25 protein-coding genes are annotated in these 23932 nt (G+C 53.5%); 22 read left to right on the top strand and 3 right to left on the bottom strand.

Annotated features, from left to right (window positions below; all coding sequences use genetic code 11):
* The first annotated feature begins 35 nt into the window (after positions 1–35).
* From NST69_RS04180 to NST69_RS04260, 17 genes are read left to right on the top strand one after another with little or no spacing between them, the layout of a single operon-like run.
* A complete protein-coding gene (locus NST69_RS04180) occupies positions 36–254 on the top strand; it encodes a phosphopantetheine-binding protein (protein WP_036723283.1) in 219 nt (72 codons plus the stop codon).
* The gene (acpS, locus tag NST69_RS04185; protein ID WP_342548579.1) at positions 251–631 is read left to right on the top strand and encodes a holo-ACP synthase; all 381 of its coding nucleotides are present in this window, start codon (positions 251–253) and stop codon (positions 629–631) included. Before NST69_RS04180 ends, acpS begins: the two co-directional genes overlap by 4 nt.
* Positions 632–651: 20 nt before the next feature.
* The gene (locus NST69_RS04190; RefSeq protein ID WP_342548580.1) at positions 652–1851 is read left to right on the top strand and encodes an MFS transporter; all 1200 of its coding nucleotides are present in this window, start codon (positions 652–654) and stop codon (positions 1849–1851) included.
* Positions 1852–1861: 10 nt separating this feature from the next.
* The gene (locus tag NST69_RS04195) at positions 1862–2242 is read left to right on the top strand and encodes a cupin domain-containing protein (protein WP_036723287.1); all 381 of its coding nucleotides are present in this window, start codon (positions 1862–1864) and stop codon (positions 2240–2242) included.
* A gap of 50 nt (positions 2243–2292) precedes the next feature.
* On the top strand, positions 2293–3258 hold the full coding sequence (locus NST69_RS04200; protein ID WP_076079592.1) for an amidohydrolase family protein: 966 nt from the start codon (positions 2293–2295) through the stop codon (positions 3256–3258).
* Between the two features lie 8 nt (positions 3259–3266).
* Positions 3267–4028, top strand: a complete 762-nt coding sequence (locus tag NST69_RS04205; protein ID WP_342548581.1) for a cyclase family protein — start codon at positions 3267–3269, stop codon at positions 4026–4028.
* 53 nt (positions 4029–4081) lie between these two features.
* Positions 4082–4390 carry a TIGR04076 family protein gene (locus tag NST69_RS04210; protein ID WP_036723289.1) on the top strand — a complete coding sequence of 103 codons (309 nt, stop codon included), beginning with the start codon at positions 4082–4084 and terminating at the stop codon, positions 4388–4390.
* Between the two features lie 16 nt (positions 4391–4406).
* Positions 4407–5774 carry a radical SAM family heme chaperone HemW gene (gene hemW / locus NST69_RS04215; RefSeq protein WP_342548582.1) on the top strand — a complete coding sequence of 456 codons (1368 nt, stop codon included), beginning with the start codon at positions 4407–4409 and terminating at the stop codon, positions 5772–5774.
* Between the two features lie 14 nt (positions 5775–5788).
* Positions 5789–6106: a carboxymuconolactone decarboxylase family protein gene (locus tag NST69_RS04220; RefSeq protein ID WP_209878720.1), complete on the top strand. Its 318-nt coding sequence runs from the start codon at positions 5789–5791 to the stop codon at positions 6104–6106.
* On the top strand, positions 6096–7478 hold the full coding sequence (gene hemW / locus NST69_RS04225) for a radical SAM family heme chaperone HemW (protein WP_342548583.1): 1383 nt from the start codon (positions 6096–6098) through the stop codon (positions 7476–7478). Before NST69_RS04220 ends, hemW (NST69_RS04225) begins: the two co-directional genes overlap by 11 nt.
* Entirely contained in the window at positions 7475–8914 is a 1440-nt protein-coding gene (locus NST69_RS04230; protein ID WP_342548584.1) for a U32 family peptidase, read from the top strand. The genes hemW (NST69_RS04225) and NST69_RS04230 overlap by 4 nt, the downstream gene beginning before the upstream one ends.
* Positions 8911–10107, top strand: a complete 1197-nt coding sequence (locus NST69_RS04235; RefSeq protein ID WP_342548585.1) for a flavodoxin family protein — start codon at positions 8911–8913, stop codon at positions 10105–10107. Before NST69_RS04230 ends, NST69_RS04235 begins: the two co-directional genes overlap by 4 nt.
* A gap of 39 nt (positions 10108–10146) precedes the next feature.
* On the top strand, positions 10147–10905 hold the full coding sequence (locus tag NST69_RS04240) for an alpha/beta hydrolase (protein ID WP_036723297.1): 759 nt from the start codon (positions 10147–10149) through the stop codon (positions 10903–10905).
* 2 nt (positions 10906–10907) lie between these two features.
* Positions 10908–12191 carry a radical SAM protein gene (locus NST69_RS04245; protein WP_342548586.1) on the top strand — a complete coding sequence of 428 codons (1284 nt, stop codon included), beginning with the start codon at positions 10908–10910 and terminating at the stop codon, positions 12189–12191.
* 26 nt (positions 12192–12217) lie between these two features.
* Positions 12218–13504 carry a radical SAM protein gene (locus NST69_RS04250; RefSeq protein WP_342548587.1) on the top strand — a complete coding sequence of 429 codons (1287 nt, stop codon included), beginning with the start codon at positions 12218–12220 and terminating at the stop codon, positions 13502–13504.
* 4 nt (positions 13505–13508) lie between these two features.
* Positions 13509–14807 (top strand): radical SAM family heme chaperone HemW, encoded by a 1299-nt coding sequence (gene hemW, locus NST69_RS04255; protein WP_342548588.1) that lies wholly within the window; start codon positions 13509–13511, stop codon positions 14805–14807.
* Positions 14808–14822: 15 nt separating this feature from the next.
* Positions 14823–15629: a hypothetical protein gene (locus NST69_RS04260; protein WP_342548589.1), complete on the top strand. Its 807-nt coding sequence runs from the start codon at positions 14823–14825 to the stop codon at positions 15627–15629.
* 523 nt (positions 15630–16152) lie between these two features.
* On the opposite strand, the gene NST69_RS04265 is transcribed toward NST69_RS04260, so the two are convergent.
* Positions 16153–17091 (bottom strand): 2-dehydropantoate 2-reductase N-terminal domain-containing protein, encoded by a 939-nt coding sequence (locus tag NST69_RS04265; protein ID WP_342548590.1) that lies wholly within the window; start codon positions 17089–17091, stop codon positions 16153–16155.
* A 147-nt stretch (positions 17092–17238) separates the two neighbouring features.
* On the opposite strand from NST69_RS04265, the gene NST69_RS04270 reads away from it, so the two are divergent.
* From NST69_RS04270 to NST69_RS04285, 4 genes are all read left to right on the top strand, one after another.
* Positions 17239–17790 (top strand): TetR/AcrR family transcriptional regulator, encoded by a 552-nt coding sequence (locus NST69_RS04270; RefSeq protein ID WP_339313030.1) that lies wholly within the window; start codon positions 17239–17241, stop codon positions 17788–17790.
* A 544-nt stretch (positions 17791–18334) separates the two neighbouring features.
* The gene (locus NST69_RS04275; RefSeq protein ID WP_342548591.1) at positions 18335–18793 is read left to right on the top strand and encodes a RidA family protein; all 459 of its coding nucleotides are present in this window, start codon (positions 18335–18337) and stop codon (positions 18791–18793) included.
* A 44-nt stretch (positions 18794–18837) separates the two neighbouring features.
* Entirely contained in the window at positions 18838–19344 is a 507-nt protein-coding gene (locus NST69_RS04280; RefSeq protein ID WP_342550078.1) for an AAA family ATPase, read from the top strand.
* 290 nt (positions 19345–19634) lie between these two features.
* Positions 19635–20438 (top strand): hypothetical protein, encoded by an 804-nt coding sequence (locus tag NST69_RS04285; protein WP_342548592.1) that lies wholly within the window; start codon positions 19635–19637, stop codon positions 20436–20438.
* 33 nt (positions 20439–20471) lie between these two features.
* Here NST69_RS04285 and pyk read toward each other — a convergent pair whose 3' ends face one another.
* Positions 20472–21902: a pyruvate kinase gene (pyk, locus tag NST69_RS04290; protein ID WP_342548593.1), complete on the bottom strand. Its 1431-nt coding sequence runs from the start codon at positions 21900–21902 to the stop codon at positions 20472–20474.
* A gap of 139 nt (positions 21903–22041) precedes the next feature.
* Between pyk and NST69_RS04295 the strand changes: the two genes are divergently transcribed.
* On the top strand, positions 22042–22944 hold the full coding sequence (locus NST69_RS04295; RefSeq protein ID WP_342548594.1) for a LysR family transcriptional regulator: 903 nt from the start codon (positions 22042–22044) through the stop codon (positions 22942–22944).
* A gap of 418 nt (positions 22945–23362) precedes the next feature.
* On the opposite strand, the gene NST69_RS04300 is transcribed toward NST69_RS04295, so the two are convergent.
* Positions 23363–23731 carry a DUF6713 family protein gene (locus NST69_RS04300; RefSeq protein ID WP_036723313.1) on the bottom strand — a complete coding sequence of 123 codons (369 nt, stop codon included), beginning with the start codon at positions 23729–23731 and terminating at the stop codon, positions 23363–23365.
* Positions 23732–23932: the final 201 nt, after the last annotated feature.

Genomic DNA, 23932 nt, shown 5'->3' on the forward strand with positions numbered 1-23932 from the left:
TAAGGCCCATTAACTCTAACAGGAGGGTGTATCTAATGGTATTCGAGAAGGTAAAAGCAATCATTGAGGATATTGGCATTGAGGATGAGATTATCGAATCATCGCGGCTCTATGACGATTTGGCCCTGGATTCAACAGAGCTGGCGCTGGTTTCTACAGCACTTGCGAAGGCGTTTGGCATCTTCATTGAGAGCCGGGTGCTCAAGACGTATTCTGTAGCCCAAGTGATCGAAGCCGTTGCCTTGAAGGCATGATTAGAGGGATCGGCATGGATCTGGTCAGTATCAGCTTTGTCGAGCAGATGCTGGAGAAATGCGGTGAACTGTTCGTACAGCAGTATTATTCCATGGAAGAGAGGGAGCTGTTCTCCTGTAAAAAAAGACATGCCGAACACTTCCTGGCCGGCAGATTCGCCGCCAAAGAAGCGCTGCTGAAGGCCATCGGCACCGGAATGAACTGTGAGCTGGACTGGAATGAGCTGGAGTTCCTTAACCATCCCGGCGGCCAGCCCTATCTGGTCCGCAGCCGCAGCCTGGAGCCTTATGTACAGCAGCAGGATTCCATCCATGTAAGCATCAGTCATCACGGTGATTATGCTGCTGCATTCATCATTATTGAGAGCAGTCAATGACTGTGAGGAGGACGAGTCACATGAGCAACAACAAAATATTCACACTTTTGGCCATCAACATTCTACTCGTATTTTCAATTATGGTCAGCATCTTCCCCATCGCACCCCTGATCAGCAGTGATCTCGGCATGACCTCCGGTGAGATTGGAACCATAGCGGGGATTGCCTCGCTGGTGATGACCTTTCTGTCGATTCCCTCCGGCGTGTTCGCGGACCGCTACGGGCGGAAGAAGATTATTATCGCTTCCATGGCCCTGTCGGCCGTGGCTGTATTCATGGTAGCTGCTTCCCACGGAGTCCTGCTGTTCACGGCGGGGTGGCTGCTGTTCGGCTTCGCCAGAGGCTTCGTGTCCACACCGATCTTCGCGGTGGTGATGGATGTGTGCAAGCCCGAGGAGCGGGGCAGAGCGATGGGCATTGTGTCCGGGGCCATCGGTGCCGGGTCGGTGCTGGGGTATGTGCTTAGCGGCCTGCTGAGCAATTATTTCGGCTGGCATACCTCCTTCGCGGTGCTGGGTTCACTGCTGCTGCTGTCCACGCTGGTTACCACGGTGCTGCTGAGGGAGACCGGGGTCAAGAATACAAGCAGAAGCATCGGGCAAGCCTTCAAAAGCTCCTTCAAATGGCTGGGCGTCCGCGAAATTCTGCTGGCGGGTATTGTCGGAACCCTGTGCTTCATGGTGGGGGTCTTCACCACCTTCCTGGTGCCGTTCGCGGCTAAGGAACAGGATATCTCCCTGGTGCTGCTCAGTCTGCTCTTCATTCCGTATGAAGCAGTAGCCTCGTTCGGAGCAGTCTTCGTTGGCTGGATCTCAGACAAGGTAGGCAGACATGCACCGCTGATCTGGGCCCAGTCGATCTGTGTAGGAGCGCTTGTGCTGCTGTATGCACTTGACTTCAATCCTTGGCTGCTAACCTTCGGATATGCCCTGATCGGACTTACGGAAGGGCCAATTATTACCCTGGTCAATACGATTATTACGGATAAGGTCATTAAGATTAATCCGATGGAGATGGGCGCGGCCTTGGGAACCTTCCGGACCCTTCAGGGGGTCGGGATTGCGCTGGGGTCCACGCTTGGCGGATTCTTCTACAGCAGAATCGGAACGCATCCCAGCTATCTGGTGGCCGCCGGGCTGATGGTGCTGACGCTGCTGATCTCACTGAGCCTTGGCAAGAAGGAAAAAGCTGGCGTCACCGAATATAAATCTGCGGGATAAGGGGTGCAGTATGAACCAGGTCTACACGAAAACAGTGGTCCATATGGATGAAGTGCCGGTGGTTCATTCCAGAGGAGGACAGATGCGCGTACTGGCGAGTCCGGCGACAGTCGGGTCCACCCAGCTGATCATGGGCCATGTCCTGCTCCAGCCGGGAGAAGAGATCAAGGAGCATCTTCATGATTACGGCGAAGAGAATGTCTACGTCGTCCGGGGCCGGGGAACGGCGTTCATTGAGGATATTCCGCATGCCATCCGGGAGAATAGCCTGTTCATTGCGCGGAGGGGTGAGCGGCACCGGGTAGTCAATGAGGGTCCGGGCGAGCTGGAGCTGGTCTTCGCTACAGCGCCGCTGGCCCCCAGGCCGGAGATCGGGCACAGAGAGGTCTGACCTCCCTTCTAGGCAATACCAATTCTAAGCAAAGTGGTGAGAAGACAAACGTGAAGAGTGATCTTGTGATTGTAGATACCCATGCCCATTTCGCCGTCAAGGAGAATAAGAGCCTGGAGCTTAGCCTGGCCGCGGCCGGGACCGTCCCGGATTACAAGAAGCAGAAGGGCTTCGATGACCTGCAATATCTGAAAAAGATGGTGGGCGCTGGCGGAGACGGCTTCGTGGACGAGAACAATATGCTGGAGGATTACCTTGCTTGTATGGACGAGAATCAGATCGCCATGAGCTGGGTTCATCAGCTGAGCTTCGAGGATGTCTACGGCTATGAGGTGCTGTCCAATGAGAAAATCGCCGAGGCGGTCCGCGCCCACCCCGACAAGCTGCGCGGCTTCGCCAGCGTCAATCCCTATAAGGGGAAGGAGGCGCTGGCGGAGCTGGATTATGCCATTAAGACGCTGGGCATGCAGGGCTTCAAGCTGAACCCCAATGATTACGGGGGCTTCGTCCTGAATGACCGGGATTTGCTGTATCCGCTGTATGAGCGGTGCAGCGAGCTGGGCGTTCCGGTCAGCGTGCATACCGGGATTACGCCGGGCAGTATTTTTCGGATGAAGCATAACTACCCGATACTGCTCGATGATGTTGCTGTGGATTTTCCCGACCTGACCCTGATTGTGGAGCATATGGGCCATCCCTGGAATGACCTGTGCTATTACATGGTCGGCAGACACGACAATATGTATGTGACGATCACGGCGGTAGCCAATATCCTGATTCACAATAATCCGAAGGTGTTCCGCATGGAGCTGGCCAAGATGATCTCGGTCTGCGGCAGCCACAAGATCCTCTGGGGCTCGGACTGGACGGTTACCCCGAACATCGCCGAGGTGCTGAATTACATGCAGAAGGTAGTGATCCCGCTGCCCATGAAGCTGATGATGGGGGTGAAGGAGATCAAGCGGGAGGATGTCCAGAACATCCTGGGACGCAACGCACTCAGAATTATGAAGTAGGTGAGGACATGGCAGTTCAGTTCATTGATTTAAGTGTGCCTATGGAGCAGAATCCGGGCGAGCTGGCCCCGTATGGGTTCGAGCAGACCGGCCATCAGGAGGGGGCGGACCGCTTCGCTCGCCAATTCGACGGGAGCCGGAAGGACTTCCCGGGCGAAGAGTTCCTGAATATGGAGATGATCACCGCGTCCACTCATACCGGAACCCACTTCGATGCCCCCCTGCACTTCGGCTCCAGGAGTGAGGGAGCGCCGGCAGCATCCATTGATGAGGTGCCGCTGGAGTGGTGCTTCGGCGACGGGGTGGTGCTGGATTTCACCCATATCCAGGCGGGAGGGGCGATTGAGAAGCAGGATGTGGAGCAGGCGCTTGAGCGGATCGGTTACCAGCTGAAGCCGCTGGATATTGTGCTGATCCGTACAGGTGCGGACCGGCACTGGGGGACCTCCAAGTATCTCACGGATTACCCGGGCATGAGCAGGGAGGCTACGGCATTCCTGACCGGCCAAGGCATTAGGCTGATGGGCATCGACAGCTACGGGTTCGACCGTCCGTTCAAGCATATGATCAGTGATTATAAGCGGACCGGGGATAACGCCTATCTGTTCCCCGCTCACTTCTGGGGCAGAGAACAGACGTATTGCCACATGGAGCGCCTGGCGAATCTGGAGCAGATTCCGGTACCGTACGGGTTCAAGGTGGCTTGCTTTCCGATCAAGATCAGGCAGGCCGGTGCGGCCTGGGTACGGGCAGTAGCGATTATCGAGTAGCGCATTTCATTGCAAGTGAAACGAATCACATATTATATGAGGAGGAATTAGGGATGAATTATGAATTTGAGCTTAAGGTTACGGGTGTTAAGGGGCATTGCCGGGCAGGACATAAGGAAGGGGATATCATGAAGGTCTCCCCGCTGAACGCAGGCAATCTCTGCGGAACGGCCTTTCATGCGGTCTTCCCGATGCTGCTGGCGCTGAACATGGATGCGAAGCTGCCGTGGGACCCGGAGGGCAATATTGTACACTCGGCTTGCCCGGATATGCGCAACCAGATGACTATGGAAATCCGCCGCATCCCGGTGGAGCCGTCCGAAGATTCTCCATATGCAGGCCGGATGCTGCAATCCAAATGAAGGGAGACCGCTCCATATGAATAATGCGAAGCCATACGTTGAAATGTTCAAGGAGAGAGATTCGATCTGCGTCTCGCATTATCCGGTGCCTGTCTCACAGCACACAGAGCCTGAGGTCCGGTCGCTGATGGAGCTGGATCAGGTGAATACCAAGGATACGCCGGTGGCGCTGTATCTGCATATTCCCTTTTGCGATGCGACCTGCTCGTTCTGCCCGTTCAACCGTTATCTGAAGCGGCAGGATCAGGTGGACCGCTACCTGGCCGCTGTCCGGCAGGAGATGGACAGCTATGCGGCTACGCCGTTCGGCAGCAGTATTACGGTCTCCTCCATTAATCTGGGCGGCGGGACACCCTCCTGCCTGTCCTCGGAGGAGCTGACCGGACTCCTGCAATACATGAAGCAGTCCTTCCGCGTCGAAGAGGAGGCCATGATCTTCATTGAAGGCAACCCCCGGAACTTCACCGCTGACAAGTTGGAGACGCTGGCCTTGCAGGGTCTTAACCGGATCAGCGTGGGGGTGCAGACCTTCCAGGAGGAGCTTGCCGGAATACTGGGACTGTATCACAGTGTCGAGGATTCGTTCGCGTTAGTGAAGAATGCGCGTAACAGCGGCATTGAGAATGTGGGTATTGATCTGATGTACAATCTGCCGGGTCAGACGCTGGATCAATGGCGGGCGGATATTCTCACCTCCATCGAGCAGGAGATTGACCATATCTGTGTGATTTCCTTCTGTGTGGTGCCGCATACGCAGATTGCTTCGCGTATAGCGGAAGGGAAGATTCCGGGGATCGGGGATGTCTACCGGGAGATCGAGCTGTATACCATCGCCAAGGAGATGCTGCTGGAAGCCGGGTATGAGCAGTACAGCGTCATTGATTTCGCCAAGCCGGGCAAGACGGACCGGCACGCCACCCTGTACTTCTCGGAGCAGGCGCATATGATCGGGATCGGCGCGGCTGCTTTTGGCATCATCAACGGCTACATGTATATCAACAGCGGCAATCTGAATGAATATATGACCCGCGTGCAGGACGGGCTGCTGCCGGTCAATTGCGGGGAGAAGGCGGACGAGCGGGAGCTGGCGCACGGGGCTATGGCTAAGGGACTGCGGATGCTGTCCGTTAACCGTGCGGAGTTCGTGAAGATGTTCGGGCAGGAGCCGGAGCAGCTGTTCCCGGAGACGATACAGCGTCTGGTGCAGGACGGGCTGTTGATTCAGGATGCCGAAGGGATTCGGCTGACAGACGACGGCATTATATGGGGCAACAATGTGAGTAAGCAATTTTTCTCCGCGAAATATGCGGATTACGGGCTGCAGCACCGGATGAAGCTGGCTAAGGGACGCCCGGTGCAATCGGTACAATCGGTTCAATCATAAGGAGGGTATAGCTGATGAGCGATATGTTGATGAGAGTTAATCCGCAGGTAGGGGCCGCTTTTGATAGCATGTGCAAGTCGATTGAGGATACGGGGACGCTTGAGCCTAAGGTGCGGGAATTGATCCGGCTGGCTTGCGTAGTTACAGACCGTTCTACCTACGGCATCCGGTTGCATGCGCTGAAGGCTTATGAGCTGGGTGCGAGCGCGGAGGAAGTGACAGAGACCGTGATGAATTGTCTGCCGGTGGCAGGGATTGAGGCGGTCTCCTCGGGCCTTGCTGCGGCATTGTCGGCTGTGGAAGCCAAGCGGGGTGTTCATCATGGCAGTTAAGACCACAACCCGTGAATCCTTCTACAATGTCTATCCCCATAGAGATCCTATCTGTGTGTCCCACTATCCCAATCCTGTGACCGAGGTTACCCCGGCTGATATTTACGGAACAATGGGCCTTGGTGACCAGCCGCCGGCGCATAATGTTGGCGCAGTCTATGTCCATGTTCCCTTCTGCGCCTCGGTCTGCATCTTCTGCCCCTTCAACAAGATGGCCTATCAGGAAAAGCAGGTGGAGCAGTACATGGAGGCCGTCAAGGCCGAAATCGGCATCTATGCCTCTTCCCCGTATGGTTCGCAGTCCACGATCAGTGCAGTGACGTTCGGGGGCGGAACGCCTTCGGCTCTGTCGGCTGAACGGATGGTGGAGATGCTAAAGAGTGTCCAGGCGAATTACCGGGTGACGCCGGATGCGCAGATCTCTTTCGAGGGCAGTCCGGCAACCTTGACGCTGGAGAAAATGCAGGCCATCCGCGCCCAGGGGGCGAACCGGATCAGCATCGGCATCCAGACCTTCAATGACAAGATGGGGCATCATCTGCGGATGAGCCATGATTCCCGGCGGGCCTTCGAGGTGCTGGAGGAAGCGAAGGAGGCGGGCTTCGAGAACATCGGGATTGATCTGATGTATAACCTGCCTGAGCAGACCATGGAGGAGTGGCTGGAGGATGTGCGAACAGCGGTGCGGCTCGGCATCGACCATATCACGGTATTCTCTCTGTGTGTAGTACCCTTCACAGCACTGTTCAAAATGATCAAGGAAGGCAAGATTCCCCCTACCGGCAGTGTCGAGCTGGAAGTGGATATGTACCTGGAAGCCAAGCGGCTGCTGCAGGAAGAGGGTTATGTCCAGTACAGCGTGTGGGATTTCGCCAAGCCGGGCTTCGAGGACCGGCATGTCCTCTTGTACTATACCCAGCAGAAGGATCTGTTCGCGCACGGCCCGGCCGCCTTCGGTTATGTCAATAAGCTGATGTATATCAACCAGGGAGATATCCAGGAGTACAGTGACCGGCTCCAGCAGCAGTTCCTGTCCGTCTTCATCGCCAGCCAGGCGGATGATCTGGAAGCGATGCACGGCATGATGGCCAAGGGCCTGCGGATGCTGTCCGTGAAGCGGAAGGATTTCACCGGCATGTTCGGATTCCAGCCGGAGGAGGTCTTCGGTACGACGATCGATGAGCTGGTAGCCAAAGGCCTGCTGGAAACGGATGAGCATGAGATCCGCCTGTCGGCGAGAGGTATTGTCTGGGGCAACAACGTCTGCAAGGAATTCTTCTCGGAAGCGAACCAGCAGACCTTCGAGAGCCGTGTGAAGCTGGCACGCGGACAAAAGCCGGCTGAGGCTGCCGGAGAGGAGCTGAAGGGATGAAGCTGTCTGTTGGCACCAACTTTGATGACCGGTTGCCTATCCTGCTGAAGGATTCGCATGTGGATGTTTTCTATGGCAAGCTGTCCTCTGATCTGGTGGGCGGCGGAAGACCAACCTTTGCACTGCCAACCATAGACCGGGCGAGGGTGGAGGAGCATGTGAAGCTGCTGCATGCCTACGGGTTCAAGTTCAATTATCTGCTGAACGCTACCTGCCTGGATAACCTGGAGACCACGAAGGATTTCCATTACCGCCTGCGCGAGCTGCTGGAATGGATCGGCACGCTGCAGCCGGAATATGTGACGGTATCGCTCCCGATGCTGATTGATATGGTGCGCACCGCGCTGCCGGATGTGAAGATCAGTCTGTCTACCTTTGCTAATGTGAATACGCTCAGACAAGCCCGGTATTTCGAGGAAAAAGGCGTCAGCGAGATTACCCTGCCCGAGAGCCGGAACCGTGACTTCGCCTTCCTGGAGAGCCTGAGCAAGAATACCCGCCTCGACTATCAGCTCATTGCGACCAATGACTGTATGCTGGATTGCCCGATGCGCCAGAATCATGCGAACTTTCAGAGCCATGCCTCGCAGTGTAACCATGTGACGGACGGCTTCGCGCTGGATTACTATATGCTGCGCTGTACGGAGCGTAAGCTCCAGCACCCGGAGGAGCTGCTGAAGTCGCAGTGGATTCGCCCGGAGGACATGTATATCTATGAAGAGCTGGGCTACCACAAGTTCAAGCTGACCGAGCGGATGAAGACCACGGAGAAGATTGCCGCGACTGCGCAGTCCTACTCCGAGCGGAAGTATGAGGGGAACCTGCTTAGCCTGCTTAATTCGCGGATGGCCGAAGCCGATTTCGAAATGCCGAACTTCTCGAAGAACATCAAGGAGGATTTCGCACCGTCCGACAAAATGAGACAGGTCTACCGCCTGCTGTTCAGCTTCCAGGCCAGCATCGACAACAAGAGTATGGAAGGCTTCCTGGAGGGCTTCCGCTCGAAGCGCTGCGACCGGATGGACTGTGACAAGTGCGGCTACTGTGCCGAATGGGCCAGCCGGACCGTATCCATGGCGAAGCCCGGAGATGAAGCGCTGAAGGAATTCGAGCAGCTGTTCGCGGCGCTCGCTTCGGGAAGCTTCTTCGAGTCAGCGGCCGGGGTGAAGGCAGTCTGGAGCGCGGAGGGCGAGAGTCTTCTGGGCGCAGTCATTGGGCGCAAGCCTGAGTTCATCCGTGATATGGCCGGGCCTGAGATCCGGAAGAAGGCCGAGGAGCTGGCGGCTGCCCGGGGAAGTGCCCAGGTCTTACGGCAGGATGTCGCCAAGGCCAATGTACTGTGTACCCCGGCAGACTTCCGGATGTTCGCGCTTAGTGATCTGCGGGCACTGGGCTTCGATACGGCTGAGCTGGACTTAGAGGAGGCAGCCGGATGAAGAAGATCATCGGGCTTGCCGGGTCCATGAAGAAGCATCACAGCTCCAGCGAATATCTGCTCTCCGTTGCGCTTGAAGCCGCAGCGGAGCAGGGGGTGCAGACGGAGCTGCTGCGGCTGAATGATTACAACATTCTGCCCTGTGACGGCTGCGGCAACTGCATGAACGGCAAGCACTGCCACCTGCTGAAGGACCCGGAGGACCAGTTGACGGAGCTGTACGACAAGCTGAAGGAGGCGGACGGGTTCGTCTTCGCCTCCCCGGTCTATGCGCTCTCGCTTCCAGCCGTCTGGAAGAACTGGATCGACCGCTGCGAGCCGTGCAGCGACGAGGATCTGGACTTCGAGTACTACAATTACGACCGGGTAGCCGGAGTGAAGGGCAAAGCGTTCAAGGGCAAGGTCGCCGGACAGATTGTTGTCGCAGCGGGACCGGGGCATGAATGGGCGCTGGCCTCGCTGATGCCCTGCTTCACGGCGATCAAGCTGTCGATGATTGCCAGCGCGGGTATCAGCCTGATTGAATATGACGGCCAGCCGGGCATCCGCAAGCGCTCCTGGAGCAAGCCGATTGAAGAAGCGGAAGAGGCGAAGATGATGGCCCGGGCGGTCGGGATGCGGGTAGCCTCCTCCTTGGGCTTCTCTTACTTCGACCTTCCCGGGCAGTCGGGGGCAGGGCGAGAGCAGGGAAGCGGGGGGCAGGATGCTATGAAGCCGAGCCAGGACCCTATGGAGCCGAGCCAGGAACGCGGGGTGCAGGCTGAAGTCTGGTCTCCCTTCACTGTGCAGGACGTCCGGGATGAGGAGGTTACGCTCGGTGAACTGGCTTCGATTCAGCCGCGCATCTTCGTTATCGGCGATCAGCAGGCCAGCCTCCGCTGCGGGCCGCTGCTGGAACAGCTGGAGCAGCAGTTCGGCGGGAGCGCAGATTGTGCGCTGATTGCAAGAGTGGGGCAGCTGCCCCACTTCATCACGCATGAATTCGTGAAGGAGAAGACGAGCCAGACCGTTCCCGGCTTCATGCTCTACTATGACTGGGAGGATAAGCTGGCCTCACGCTGCACCCTGGCGCCTGGACAGCCGGCTATTCTGGTAGGCAGAAGCCCCGGGGAGTGGCGGTTGTTTGCAGTCGATGAAGCAGACGGCCGGGATATAGACCGGGTCGTGGACTATCTGGAGGAAGCTGTCGTATGAGCGGCCCGGCCAGGAAGTTCAAGGGAGGATACACACTACATGCTGAAGACTAAGGGGATACCTTTATTTTATAGCCGGCAGGGCGCCGGGGAGGCCGTGCTGTGTCTGCACGGCAACCGGGACTCTTCGCTCGTCTTCGGGGACCTGGCCCGGGCACTGGAGCCTCATTACCAGGTGATCCGCGCGGACCTGCGCGGACACGGCCAATCGGAATACGCCGGTCCGGCCTTCACCCTGGAGGACATGGTTGATGATATTCTCAGGCTGTTGGATGAGCAAGGGCTGAAGCAGGTCTCGATCATCGGGCATTCCCTGGGCAGCACGCTTGCGCTCCTGCTCTCTGCGCGTGAGCCGGACCGGGTGAAGAAGCTGGTGCTGATGGGGGCCGCCGCCACCTTCGCGGTTCCGTTCAAGCGGCCGGAGCATGGGGAAGAGATCACGCCGGATGCTGTGCGGCAGACGAATGCGGCGGCGGTTCCGTATTTTTTCACCGAGGGCCATGAGGAGGTTCAGCATCAGATTCTGGAGGGCTGGTCCCGGCTGCCTGCCGCGACCCACCGTCTGATGATTCAGATCAAGCATCCCGATCTCCGGCCGATCCTTCAGGGCATCCGGCAGAGATCGCTGATTATTACCGGGGAGGCGGACCGGATTACGCCGCTGCACAAGGCCTTGGAGCTGAACCGGTATTTGCCGGACTCCCGGATGCATTCGGTTCCAGGCGCTGGACACTTTATGTTTCTTGAGGCGGGCGAAGACGTAGCTGCTGCCGCGCTCACTTTTCTTAAGGGGGAGTGAGCATGGGCAGAGTGCTGCTGATCTCGGCGAATACGGAGAAGCGGCCCCCTGTATTCCCGCTGGGTCTTAGCTATATTCACGCCAGTCTTGTCGCTTCCGGCTGGGAGGCAGGCATGCTGGATATGACTCAGCTGGAGTACACCCGGGAGGCCGTTACGAATTACCTTAACGCCTATGCGCCCGATTACATCGGCTTGTCGATCCGTAACCTGGATAATTGCTGCATGCAGTATCCCCGGAGCTTCGTGGATCAGGTCTGCTTGATGGTGGATTGGGTGCGGGAATGGAATAGCAGGACCGGAATCATTCTGGGCGGGGCGGGCTTCTCGCTCCTGCCCCGGCAGTGGCTGCAGGAGACGGGAGCCGATTACGGCATTGTCGGTGACGGCTGTGACAGTATCGTGGAGCTGCTTAGCCAGCTGGAAGCGGGGCAGGTGCCATCCGCAGTAAGCGGGCTCATGTTCAGGACAAGGGCCGGGGAATGGAATTACTGGTCGCCGTATGCGCCTGAACAGCTGGATCAGGAGTATTTTCCCAGCCGCAGCGGGTTTCTGCACAGCTATGATGTGGAGCGTAGGGTCCGTCATAATGTATTGACCAAAAGGGGCTGTGCGCTAAGCTGTACCTATTGTGCTTACCCGTCACTGGAGGGCCGGGCCGTCCGTCTGCGGTCGCCTAAGGGGGTGGCTGATGAGATTGAGCAGATGGTGGTGCAGTATGACATCGGCTCATTTGATTTCGTGGACAGTGTGTTCAACTATCCCCTGGAGCATGCCGAAGAAATCTGCCGGGAGCTGATCGGGCGGACACTTCCGTTATCCTGGGGCTGCTTTCTGAATCCGCGGTTCTTTACGGCAGAATTCGCCGGGCTGCTTAAGCAGGCCGGGTGTACGGAGGTGGAGTTCGGCATTGATTCAGGCAGCGATATCTGTCTCAGGTCGTTCAAGAAAAACTTCCGGCAGGCCGAGATCCGGTCGGTGGTCCAGCTCTGCCGCGATCAGGCGCTGGACTTCAGCTTCTGCCTGCTGATCGGGGGGCCGGAGGAGACGGCGGAGACCCTGCACGAGACGCTGGAGCTGATGGAGGAGCTTGCGGTGCAGCGCATCTTCGGCTTGTTCGGCATCCGTATTCTGCCGTCCACCGATATGTACAGCTATGCAGGTTCGCCGGAGCCGGATGAGCTGCTTCATCCGAAATTCTTCATGTCCCCGCAGCTGAGCCTGGAGCAGGCGAACAGTATCTGTGCGCCGTACCGGGAGCGCAACCCGGACTGGATGTTCATTTGAATGAGGAAGAGCGGGTGGAGTGAAGCATGAGAATACTGGTGGTGTCTACGAATACGCTGCTGAAGCCGCTGCCGGTCCTGCCTGTCGGGGCGGGGATGGTCTACTCGGCCCTCACGGCTGCCGGATTTAAGGCACGCTTTCTGGATCTGGCTTTTGTGGCTGAGCCGCTGGAGGCGCTCCGCGAGGAGCTGCGGGTCACCGGAGCGGATCTGATCTGCCTCTCGGTGCGCAACATCGATAATCAGGTGATCCAGCAGCCGGAGAGCTATCTCTCTTTCTTACAGCAAGTCATGCAGGTATGCCGTGCCTGCAGTTCAGCCAAGGTACTGCTTGGCGGGGCTGCAATGCTGGTAATGCCGGGCGAACTGGTGAAGGAGCTGGGGGCGGATTACGGCATCAAGGGGAGCGGGGGCGAAGCGGAAGCGGTGCGGCTGGCCCGAGAGATCGAGCGGGGGCAAGCCCCGGAGGCAGGCACGGTACGTAATGCAGATCCCGCCTATCATCCGGTGTACAGCCGTATTCCGCCGAAGCCGCTGTTCGCTCCGCAGTATTTTATCCCGAACCCCCGCATCAAAAAAGCCTCGATGGGCTACCAGGCCTCCAGAGGCTGCAGCCGGCACTGCATCTATTGCTCGGAGGGCTACATGAATGCCGGTGCCTGCCGGATTCCTGCGGAGCAGTTCAGTGAAGATATGAAGATCCTGGAGAATGACTATCAGGTGCATAATATTACTTTTGTAGACGGTGTGTTCAATCATGAGGTGGAGGAGACGGTGGAGTTCTGCCGGCTGATCGGCTGCACAAGCCCCTCACTGGAATGGAGCTGCGCCTTGACCCCGGCTCAAGTTACGGAGGAATTGATCCGCTCGCTGAAGGAGAACGGCTGCCGCTTCGTGGACATCGGGGCCGACTCGGGTTCACGGCAGATGCTCCGGCGGATGGGCAAGCAATTCACCACGGAGCAGCTTGTTGAGCTGGGACACCTGCTGGAACACTATCAGCTCCCCTATTCGGTATCGCTGCTGTTCGGCGGGCCGGGAGAGGATGCGGAGACGGTGCAAGAGACGGTCCAGGTGGTCAATCAGATGAACCCTGTGTATATTCTGGCCAGCCAAGGCATTCGTGTCTATCCTCACACTGCACTCTACCATATCGCTCTACAGGAGCAGGTGATCCGGGCTGAGGATAACTTGCTTGCTCCAGCCTACTACCAGTCCAAGGACTACAGCGCTGACCTGCTCACCGATGCTCTGTCCGCATCACGCCACATCTATAAAGATATGCTTATGAATTCAATTGGAGGAAGGACTTGATAGAATGAACAAGCCTGTGTACCCGTTCCGGGAGATCGGGATAGGGCACTATCCGATGGGGAACACACCGGTGTCGCCAGAGGACAGCAAACGGCTGCCGTCACTCATGAACTTGAATCAAGCCGCGGCAAGCTCCAAGCTGGTCTATGTACATATTCCCTTCTGTGACTCGATCTGCCCGTTCTGCCCGTACCCTAAGGCGTTCAACGAGCAGGGAGCCCGCAAGGATTATCTGGCTGCACTGTTCCGCGAGCTGGAGATGTACGGGATGACGCCGCAGATCCGCAATTGCTCAGTGGAGGCGCTATATATCGGCGGCGGGACGCCAAGCGTGCTGGACGAGGAAGAGATTACCGCATTATTCGAGCAGCTACAGGCTACACTTCCTATGCATAATATCGAAGAGATCACATTCGAGGGCAATCCCGCCTCGTTCACCGCTGCCAAGCTGAAGCTGCTTCAGGCGCTTGGGGTGAACCGGATCAGTCTCGGGGTGCAGACGTTCAACGATGAGCTGGGCAGACGTCTTGGGCTGCTTCAGACCGGGGAGGATTCCCGGCGGGCGATTCAGGATTCCAGAGAGGCGGGCATCGCGAACGTCAGCCTGGACCTGATGTACAATCTGCCGGGCCAGACGATGCAGGAATGGCTTGAGGATCTGGCGAAGGTAGTGGAGCTGGATATCGGTCATGTCACGCTGTTTCCGCTGAAGATTATTCCCGGCTTCGGTCTGGCGAAGCGCATTGCCAGCGGCGAGCTTCCGGCCTGCGGCGGACTTGAGCTGGAGCAGCAGATGTATATAGAGGCTTGCCGTTATCTGGAGTCGCAGGGCTATTCGGTGGAATCGACTTATGATTTCGTCCGGCCGGGAGGCCATCATGTGTATAGCCGCAAGCATTTTGACGATTACCTGGACTTGCTCTCTGTCGGACTGGGGGCGTTCGGCGACGTGGGCGGGTATGCCTACCAGAATGTGAAATCACTCCCTGAATATGTGAAAAAGATTACATCCGGCGACCTGCCCATTGCTTTAGGCTACGAAGTGAAGGCAGAGGATCTGCCCAACCAGTTCCTGGCGATGGGCCTGCGCCGTACAGCGATTGACCGCCAGCAGTTCCGCCGCAAATTCGGCGTCTTCCCGGAGGAGCATTTCCCGGAGCTGTTCGACAAGTTCGTGAAGGAAGGGCTGGTGGAGATCCGCGAGGATACGATTGTGCTCACACGTTTCCACGGGTTGTTCTGGGGCAACAATGTATGTAAGGAGTTCTGCGAGGAGCAGATCAAGATGGCTTTTCCAAAATGATGGAGGGGTACTGAGATGAATAGTAAAGTAACCAAAAACGTCTTCTATGAGGATCTTCAGGAGGCCGGGAGGTTCGGGGAACTGGAGCAGCGTCTCATGGGCGAGTCGAACCTGCCGGGACCCCGGGCGAATCTGGGCGCGGCTTCCACCTTCGCGGATGCTTTCGCATCGGACTGGGTGGCCAGCGAAGCCTGGGAGCTGCTTGTGGAGTGGACCGGCAAGACGGAGGCGGAAGCGCCGACGGATGATCCCCGCGAGTTCCTGCCGTTCTGCGCGCTCCAGGCGATGGGCAGCTATTACCGCTATGCGGAGCCTGCCCGCCAGGAGACCATTCTGGAGCGCTGCCGGGCGGCGATGAATGATGCCCGCTGGCGGATGCGCGAGGCGGCAGCGATGGCGCTGCAGCGCATCGGGGAGCAGGACTTCGGCGCGCTCCGAACCTTGTTCGATGGCATGAAAGGCACGGCTAACGCGCTGGAGCAGCGGGCCTTCGTTGCCGCCCTGGCCCACCCGCCGATGCTGAAGGAGCAGGCCAATGTCCTGTATGCGCTGGAGCTGTCCGAGGAGATCCTGGACCAGATTGCCGCCGGACAGACCCGCTACGGCGCGGAAGCATTCCGCGTTCTCTCCAAAGGTCTGGAGTACGCACTTAGCGTCTTCGTGGAACGCGCCCCCGAGCAAGGCTTCCGCATGCTCGCCAAGTTCGCAGTAACGGATGACAAGCGGATGCAGAAGATCGTGAAGTCCAACCTCGGCAAAGCCCGCCTTGCGAAGAAATTCAGCCAGGATGTGGAGCGCATTCAGGTGTTGATGAATGCTTGATGGGGGAGCGGGGGCGGAATGAGGCGCTTCGTGGGGGATTGGAGGGGCGGCGGCGTAAGGCTCCTGAGAAATACGCTTGTTGAGGGAGCGAACCCGTCTGGTTACCCAACTCTGCTGCTCCATGCTCCTTCGCGGACCTGAGGAACGTTATTTTCAAAGAATGGTTACTTCTTTACCGGTTTGCGGACTGTGGTGCGCTTATTGTCTCCCTGTGAGGCGTTTTCAGGCGGCATATCCATCAATAACAGCCCTGTAGTCCGCGAATGCTGGGAAAGTTGGATTTTTCGCGAAATAAGGCCCTCTGAGTCCACTTGGGAGAGCGAGAGAGAGCACCATACCGAGGCCCTAGTCAAGTTAAAGTAACAGAGATAGCCGGCCTGCATTCATAAGTATGCGGTCCGGCTTATTTGCAGTGTTTTGTGTTTATGTATTTGTTAATTTGGATGCAGTCGCACTCTACGTGTGTAGAGTGCGTGGATTGAACTCAGAATTACTCTGTTTCGAAAAATAGCTTAAACCCTTCCTATCCGGATACTTCTGCTATGTTTTGCCTAGCATTTTCCAAAGCCGCAGCAAGCCGAGGCAAAGCTATACCTAACTTTTTCGCTTCCCGCACAACTTCATGTATCGCAAAGCCTGCTTTACTATTGTTGTATTCCATGAAAAGGCGCGCCAAGCTGCCCTTCGCAAAAATCACCTTGTTAAACAGCGTGCCGAGAAGTGCCGGCGGGATCTTAGTCAGCAGCAGAGAAGTCGCATCAGCTTTTCCGCCTCTGGCTTTTATTACCGGAATCATCTCCCTCATACTCCTGCCAACATTTGCGAAGGAGTCGCTATGATCCAAGACTGCCGCAAAACTTCCCAGTCTCAACACCTCGGCTTCCATTGCCGCATTCATGGCGAAGTGATTCCAGAGCCAGTTCTGCATATCCTTGATCCAACGAATTTTAAAATGGGCACTTTCCAATAGCACTTTGACCTTGTTGTTAATAGCTTCAGTGCCTGCCCGTGGCTGCTCCAGAAACAGCATTTTTAAAAAGCCGCCTCTAAGCCTGTTGTCCTCAATGCCACCGCCGCCTCCCGGGAATCCAAAGACCACATTGTTCATAGACAGGGGCGGGATCGATGATTTCAAATCCTGCCAAAGGTTATTGAAGATGAGGATAGGCGTGCTCCCGGCAACTGCCGATAATAATTGTGCTGCTGCCGGAAGCTGTTCCGTGTTGACACTCACAATAATGAGGTCATAACCGGGACTGATTTTCTCATGCAATGTAACGTTCCAGCTTTCTTTTATGAGCTGCTTCCCCTTTCGTGCGTCCCACATTTCAAGCTTAATGCTGCTTCCAAAAGTTTCTTTCCTCCCTTCTCTAACGTAAAATTCCACGGTATGCCCTGCCTGTTCCATCGCCCAAGCATACTGGACCGATATGACACCTCTGCCGAAAAATAAAATTCTCATATTAGCCTCCTGAGCCTATATATTAATCCTTGTTGATTATCCAACAACGTGTTGTATAATTTATTGTATAGAAGCGCTATAGGACCATCAACCATCAGATTTTTAAAATCTGTCGTGTAATCGGTGTACAGAAACTGGAGGCCAATAATGAATAAGCAACCTGAAATTACGGATAAAACAAGACAAACCTTCATCAATGTATTCTGCGATTTATATAGCCAGAAACCCATTGAAAAAATAACCATCCAAGAGATCGCAAAGCGATCAGGATATAACCGCAGTACCTTTTATCAATATTTTACGGATATCTATGAGTTGTTGGATTACGTGGAAGAGCGTGTTTTTAGATCCATTAAAGAGGAAATGGCAAGCAGAGAGTTCTCCACACATACCTTCCAAGATGCTCTTCAATGCCTGGAGAATGCAGAGGAAATTTCAATCCTGAAAGCCCTCTTGGGCGACTATGGTTCTGTTCGTTTTATTGAACGTCTGAAAAGAGAAATTCCTTTTGAGCGATTAATTGTCGACCTTCCGGCAAATGAAGCTTTAGCACCCTATATCATTGAGTTTTACATATCCACACTAATGTCGATGTTTCGCCTGTGGATACGGAATGACAAAGATCTGTCGTCGGAAGAATTGGTCAAGCTGATAGATACCCTATTTACTAATGGGATTGGGACGACGGTGATTCCTTAATATGTTAAAATACAACAATGATATGATGAGGAGGATTGTCCTACGGTAAAAACTCAGATCAGACAACTAACCGTCCAAGACCGGCCTTTTGTATACTGGCATGTGGGTGGTTCCCGCCTCACGTTAAATATTTCACCCAAGGAAGATAAAACCACAAAAATCACGCTCATTTTCGCAGTCACTCCACCTGAAGAGGATCGTCACACCTCCTGGGAGTTTTATGATATTTCAGCATACAAAAACAACTCCCAAACCACCATTCATCTAGGCAAACCGAGACATATTTCCGAGCTTATTCTTTACATACAACGGGAAAAACCTGAGTTGTGGCTCACAGGAAAGCAGCATACGATAGAGAATGCTTGGGAGCTGCTGCAAGCCATGGGTTACTCGAGCCTGGAGCCCGTTTGGGTTAAGCGGTGGTAGAACCTGATTCGGTGTTCTCTGCGATAAGATAGGCTGAAAAACGTAGAGGATAGGATGCCATGAAAGCGTTAAAATTCACTTTAATTTTTCCAAATCTAATGAGTGAGGAGATTGAAAAATGGCTGATCAAACAGTGGCTAGTAGATTAGCAACATTAGGAATCGTTCTCCCCCATGCAAGCGAACCGGCAGCCAAATACGCAAATTACGTAAAAGTGAACGGGTTGTTGTTCGTTTCAGGCAAGGGGCCTGCTGGTACGCCTAAAGGTAAGTTAGGTCAGGAGTATACCACCGCAGAAGGTTATGAGTTTGCACGACAAACGGGGATTGAAATTTTGGCCGTACTACAAACAGTTTTAGATACACTGGATAAAGTGAAACGAGTGGTTAAAATTCAGGGCTTTGTTAATGCGGTCGCCAGTTTTGAAGAGCATCATAAAGTGCTGAATGGCTGTTCTGATCTGATGCTGGATGTTTTCGGAGAAAAAGGTATCCATGCCCGTTCAGTCTTTGGAGCTGTTTCGGTTAGAGACAATCTTCCCATCATTATTGATTCGATATTTGAGGTTGAGGAGTAAATAATCAACTTATTTATGAATCCAGGAGTGATCACTTGATTATTATGATTAACGGAGCGTTTGGCTCTGGTAAGACTACGACTGCTCAAATGCTGCAACCCTTAATTCCAAATAGCATGATTTATGATCCTGAGGAAGTTGGATATATGTTAAGAAAGATCATTACAGAAGATGAAGAGGAACTAACTGATGATTTTCAGGATATAGAATTATGGAGAATACTTGCTGTAAAGACAGCTCAAGAATTATTGAAGAAGTACAAGAAACATCTTATTGTTCCTATGACAATATACAAAGCTGTGAATTTCGAATACATTTACAACGGTTTTAAAAGTATGGATCGAGAAGTTTTTCATTTTTGTCTCTTAGCATCCGAAAACACAATTAAAAAACGTATTGAAAAACGCGGGAACACTTATGATGTCTGGTACCAGCAGCATACAAAAGCAAGTGTAGCTACATTTAATGAGAGTAGATTTCAAGAACACATAGATACTGACCATAGAGAAACTGAAGAAATCATTGAAATAATTTTAAGAAAAACAGTCTAGACTCTCATTCTGCATTTCAGGCTAATGCTACAAGTCGTATGAATTATGCACTGGCGTGACCTCCAGGCACAAGCTTCTCACAGAAAATCTGACTGATCTTCATGACAAGGTTGTCCCCGTCAAAAACAACATTGGATATACTGAGGGTCACTTCACCTTGTGTCTCTGACGTCCTTTATAACTTATCATCTCTACAATTCTAGCTCCTTTCCTATATACCTATACAACACCACCTAGAAGCCATTTCGTGACATGAATTCACAACTCTTGTCTTAATGGGGGGCCGCATTATGAATCTTTGGCCGATGAAATTCATTTCAGTTGTAATTTGTTTGGCATTGGCGGTATGCGGATGTGCTGGCTTGAAAAGCAAGGGAACTGAGCATGTTAGGGCAAGTGATTTCATTATTCCCTTGAACGTTAGCGAAGTGTTGAAGCGTCCAGAGACTGGGGTTATTGAATATTTTGAAAACCGTCGTGAAGATTTTGATATTCTAGGCCATTATCTGTTAGAGAATGAAAAAGTGTTCCAGACTCGGCCTGTCATACTTCAACAAGATTATTCCATCGAGAACATCCAGGACCCTGAAATTCAACAAATCGCTCAAACATTGTTTCGAGAAGGTATTGTAAAGAGGATATCCTCCTTAAATGATGCCCCTAGTAAAAGTATTGACTTTTTGTTTGGTGCTGAAGACAACTTGTATCAACAAGGCATAACCTACCTCAGCCTACCAGAGATGGCCAAAGGCGATCCTTCGAAATTCAGCTATGTGAATGACTATAAGAATCTGGGCGGCGGCTGGTACTATTATGTCTTCCATTATGACAAACTTAAAAATGAAGATGAGTTTCGGAATCTAGCTTGGGCCCAAATCTCAGACAAGGAAAGAAGCACTTTAACCACGCCGAAAGAGAAAGCCAAAGTGATCCTAGAGTCTGGAAAAAACGTTGGCTATTGGATGGATGACAGAAAGTTAGATGTTGTTGTATCCGTTCAACTTGATACGGAAATGAACGGCCTACTGGGACCGATTACAATGTTTTTTGATCCAATGACCAAGGATTTGATCGGGGGCAATCTGCGTTTCTAATAGGCTGGAGTAAAATGCGAACTCCGTTTTTATTTAAATCCCTTCCCCAACTCGGTGAACCCGCAGAAGGTTAGTGGTTCCGGCGTAGCCTACAGGGATACCGGCGGTGATGAGCACCAAGTCGCCATTTTGTACGTATCCGGCAGACCTCGCCAGTTCAACGGCAGCTTCTACGGCTGCATCAGTGCTGGAAGCAGATTCGTCGCGGAGCAGCGGAATTACACCCCAGGTCAAGGAAAGGGCATGCAGCACGTTCTTCTTTGTGGATACGGCGATGACAGGTGCAGCGGGCTTATGCTTGGCGATCATCCGGGCGGTAAATCCGCTTTCGGTCAGGGCGAGAATAGCTTTGGCGGAGAGCGTGAGGGCAGTGCGGACAACAGATTCGCCAATGGCGCTGGTCACGTTGGTGCCAGTCTCGTTACTCTTGCAGTTGGAGCGGCCGTAGCTCCCCAGGACGGACTCAGCGCGGGCTGCGATGCGGGCCATGGTCTCGACGGACTCCAGCGGGTATTTACCTGCGGCAGATTCACCAGACAGCATGACAGAATCGGTGCCATCAAAAATAGCGTTGGCGACGTCACTTGCTTCTGCACGGGTCGGACGCGGGTTCATCTGCATGGACTCCAGCATGTGAGTGGCGGTGATAACCGGTTTTCCGGCCAGGTTACACTTCTTGATCATGTCTTTTTGAACCAGCGGCACCTCCTCCACCGGCAAGTCCACGCCCAGATCGCCGCGGGCAACCATTAGTCCGTCGGCTACGCTCAGGATGGCGTCCAGGTTCTCCAGACCCTCGTCATTTTCAATTTTTGCGATGACTTGGATATCGTCGGCCTTGTGTTGACTCAGAATATGTTTAATCTCGAGAATATCTGCAGCTTTGCGGACGAAGGATTGAGCGATGATGTCGATATTCTGCTCAACGCCGAATTTGATGTGCAGGATGTCCTTCTCAGTTACGCCTGGAAGACTGGTTTTGATGCCGGGAACGTTGACGCCCTTGCGTGGCTTCAGCTTGCCGCCGTTCTTGACGAGGCAGGTAATCTCGGTGCCTTCGGAATTTACGACTTCCAAACGCACTAGACCGTCATCGATCAGGATGCTGCTGCCAGGCTTCACGTTTTGGGGTAACTGCTTATAGGTGACTTGGATGCGGTCCTTCGTGCCGAGCACTTCCTCTGTGGTTAGAACCACGGTTTCTCCTGGTACCAATTCCACGTACTCCGAGGCCATTTTGCCGATACGAATTTCCGGACCCTTGATATCGAGCAGGACGGCCACATATTGGTTTAGTTCCTTGGCTGCTTCCCGGATGTGGCGGATGCATTCTGCGTGCTCCTCCAGCTCACCGTGGGCTAAGTTCAGGCGCGCGACATTCATGCCGGCTTGGATCAGCTTACGGAGCATTTCGGGGCTTTCGCTGGAGGGGCCGATGGTACAGACGATTTTAGTTTTACTCATGAAATTCTCTCCTTCATCGATAAATTATTTAATCTTGTGAAAAATTTCCCTTATCCTTACAATAAAGCATAACGATTCATCAGAAAAATATATATAATTTCGTTCTTCATCAATTTTGATGTAGGAGGCAGGTCATCTTATGAATCTTCATGCCCTTAAAATATTTCACACCATTTCTGAAAAAGGCGGAGTCACCCGCGCTGCGGAGGAATTGCGGATCAGTCAGCCTGCGGTTACGGCCCAGGTCCGTAATCTGGAAAAGGAATTAGGCATACAGCTGTTAGCCCCCAAGGGGCGTGGTATCTTAGTGACCGATGCGGGTCAGATGCTGGCCAGCCATGCCAAACGATTGTTTGCATTGGAACGTGAGCTGGATGAGGCAGTGCGTGAATACAAGGCCGGGTTCAGCGGCATCTTGCGGATTGTAGCAACCTATCTGCCCGCTAATCTGCTGCTGCCGGAATGGCTGGCCCTCTACAAGCAAGAGCATCCTTCCGTAGAGGTGGTCTTGAATACTGCAAATTCTCGGGAAGCGGTGGAGGGGCTGCTACAGTACGATGCCGAGGTAGCCGTATACGGAGGCGGCTGGGAGGAGCAACCGGGCATTGAATGGGAGGAACTCCTGGAGGACGAGCTCTGGTTCATCGTCCCGAAAAACCATCCATACGGCGGACAGGAAATTACTTTAGCGGAGATGATGAAGGTTCCCTTCATTCTGCGTGAAGAGGGAAGTTCTACCCGGGAGCGTCTCTTCTCTTTATGCCGGGCTTTGAACGTGAGTCCTCCCAAGGTCGGTCTACAATTTAATGGGGTGAACGAGATGGTTCGGGCCGTCATCGCGGGCTACGGAGCCATCTTCATCTCCTCCCTGGCGGTTAGGGATAATGTGGAACGCGGGGAAGTGGAGCGTGTGATGGTTAACGGTACTTCGCTGCTGAATCCGATTGCCGTCTGTACCCGGAAGCATGAGGCATTGTCGCCAGCGGCGGCAGCATTTCTCTCACTGGTCCGGGAGCAGTCGAAAGGCTGGGCAAGAAATTAACTGTTCTGCTTGCAAAAGAAGAGTGGCACTGTTAAGACGTTATAGAGAGAAGATTGCGGTTGAGCACATCAGTTTTTCGAAGATAAAGAGAGGACGATCAGAACATGAATGTGGAAGTGTATACGTTAAATGCGTTTGCGAAAGGGGGCAGGACTTCGCCTAAGCGAGAGCGGTGAAATCAATCAGGTTCGGGTTGGCGGTGCAGTGGCTGGCATTGAACGAAGACATATCATTATGTAAGCGGAATTAAGCCACCATACCATAGGGGGCAAGAAATGAAGCTCTCAGACAAAACAAGTACATACCATTTGAAGACATCCATTTGGTTGCTAACCAGCGAAGTGATTAAGCTAACTGGCAGGATAGTTGAAGCGATTTAATGTGACTATACGTGATGGCTGCAAGTTAAGCGAGAAAATCACGGATTCGCAATCAATAATAAATGGACAGCAGCAATAATTCCCATCGGATAGATGATGAAACGAGAGAATGTATTCTTAAATTCGTTGCGGGAGTGCTTTTCGAAAAAAAAGTGCAGGATCGCATGGATCATGAGAAAGATATCTAGCACCCAAAACGTAATCGTCTGATATTGGCTAAAAAGTAAAGCGAGTATGATGGTGTACAGGGGGAGATGGATAAAGGTGAACACTTTATAGGCTTTTGCATCATCCATATCTTGTAGAACGAGAAAAAGTTTCCATTCCGAACGTCGAATTGCATCCATTTCGTGCAGCAGAAATAAAGACAAGTTAAACAAGAATAGTAACAACAATAAATCAGGCATATCAAACCTCCCAAAATTGTATAACAAATGTTTAATACAGATCAATGAATATGCACATTAAAATGTTAATACGTAAAGCTGTTGGAAATGTAACAAGAAAAGTTATATCTGTCTCACTTGAATCCGTTGTCTATAATGAACAAGGTGTTTGCCGAAGAAATAATATGAAAAAAATTCCACCCAGAGGAGGAGACGTTACTT

The organism is Paenibacillus sp. FSL P2-0089, from assembly GCF_038595095.1.
Lineage (GTDB): Bacteria > Bacillota > Bacilli > Paenibacillales > Paenibacillaceae > Paenibacillus_AQ > Paenibacillus_AQ silagei.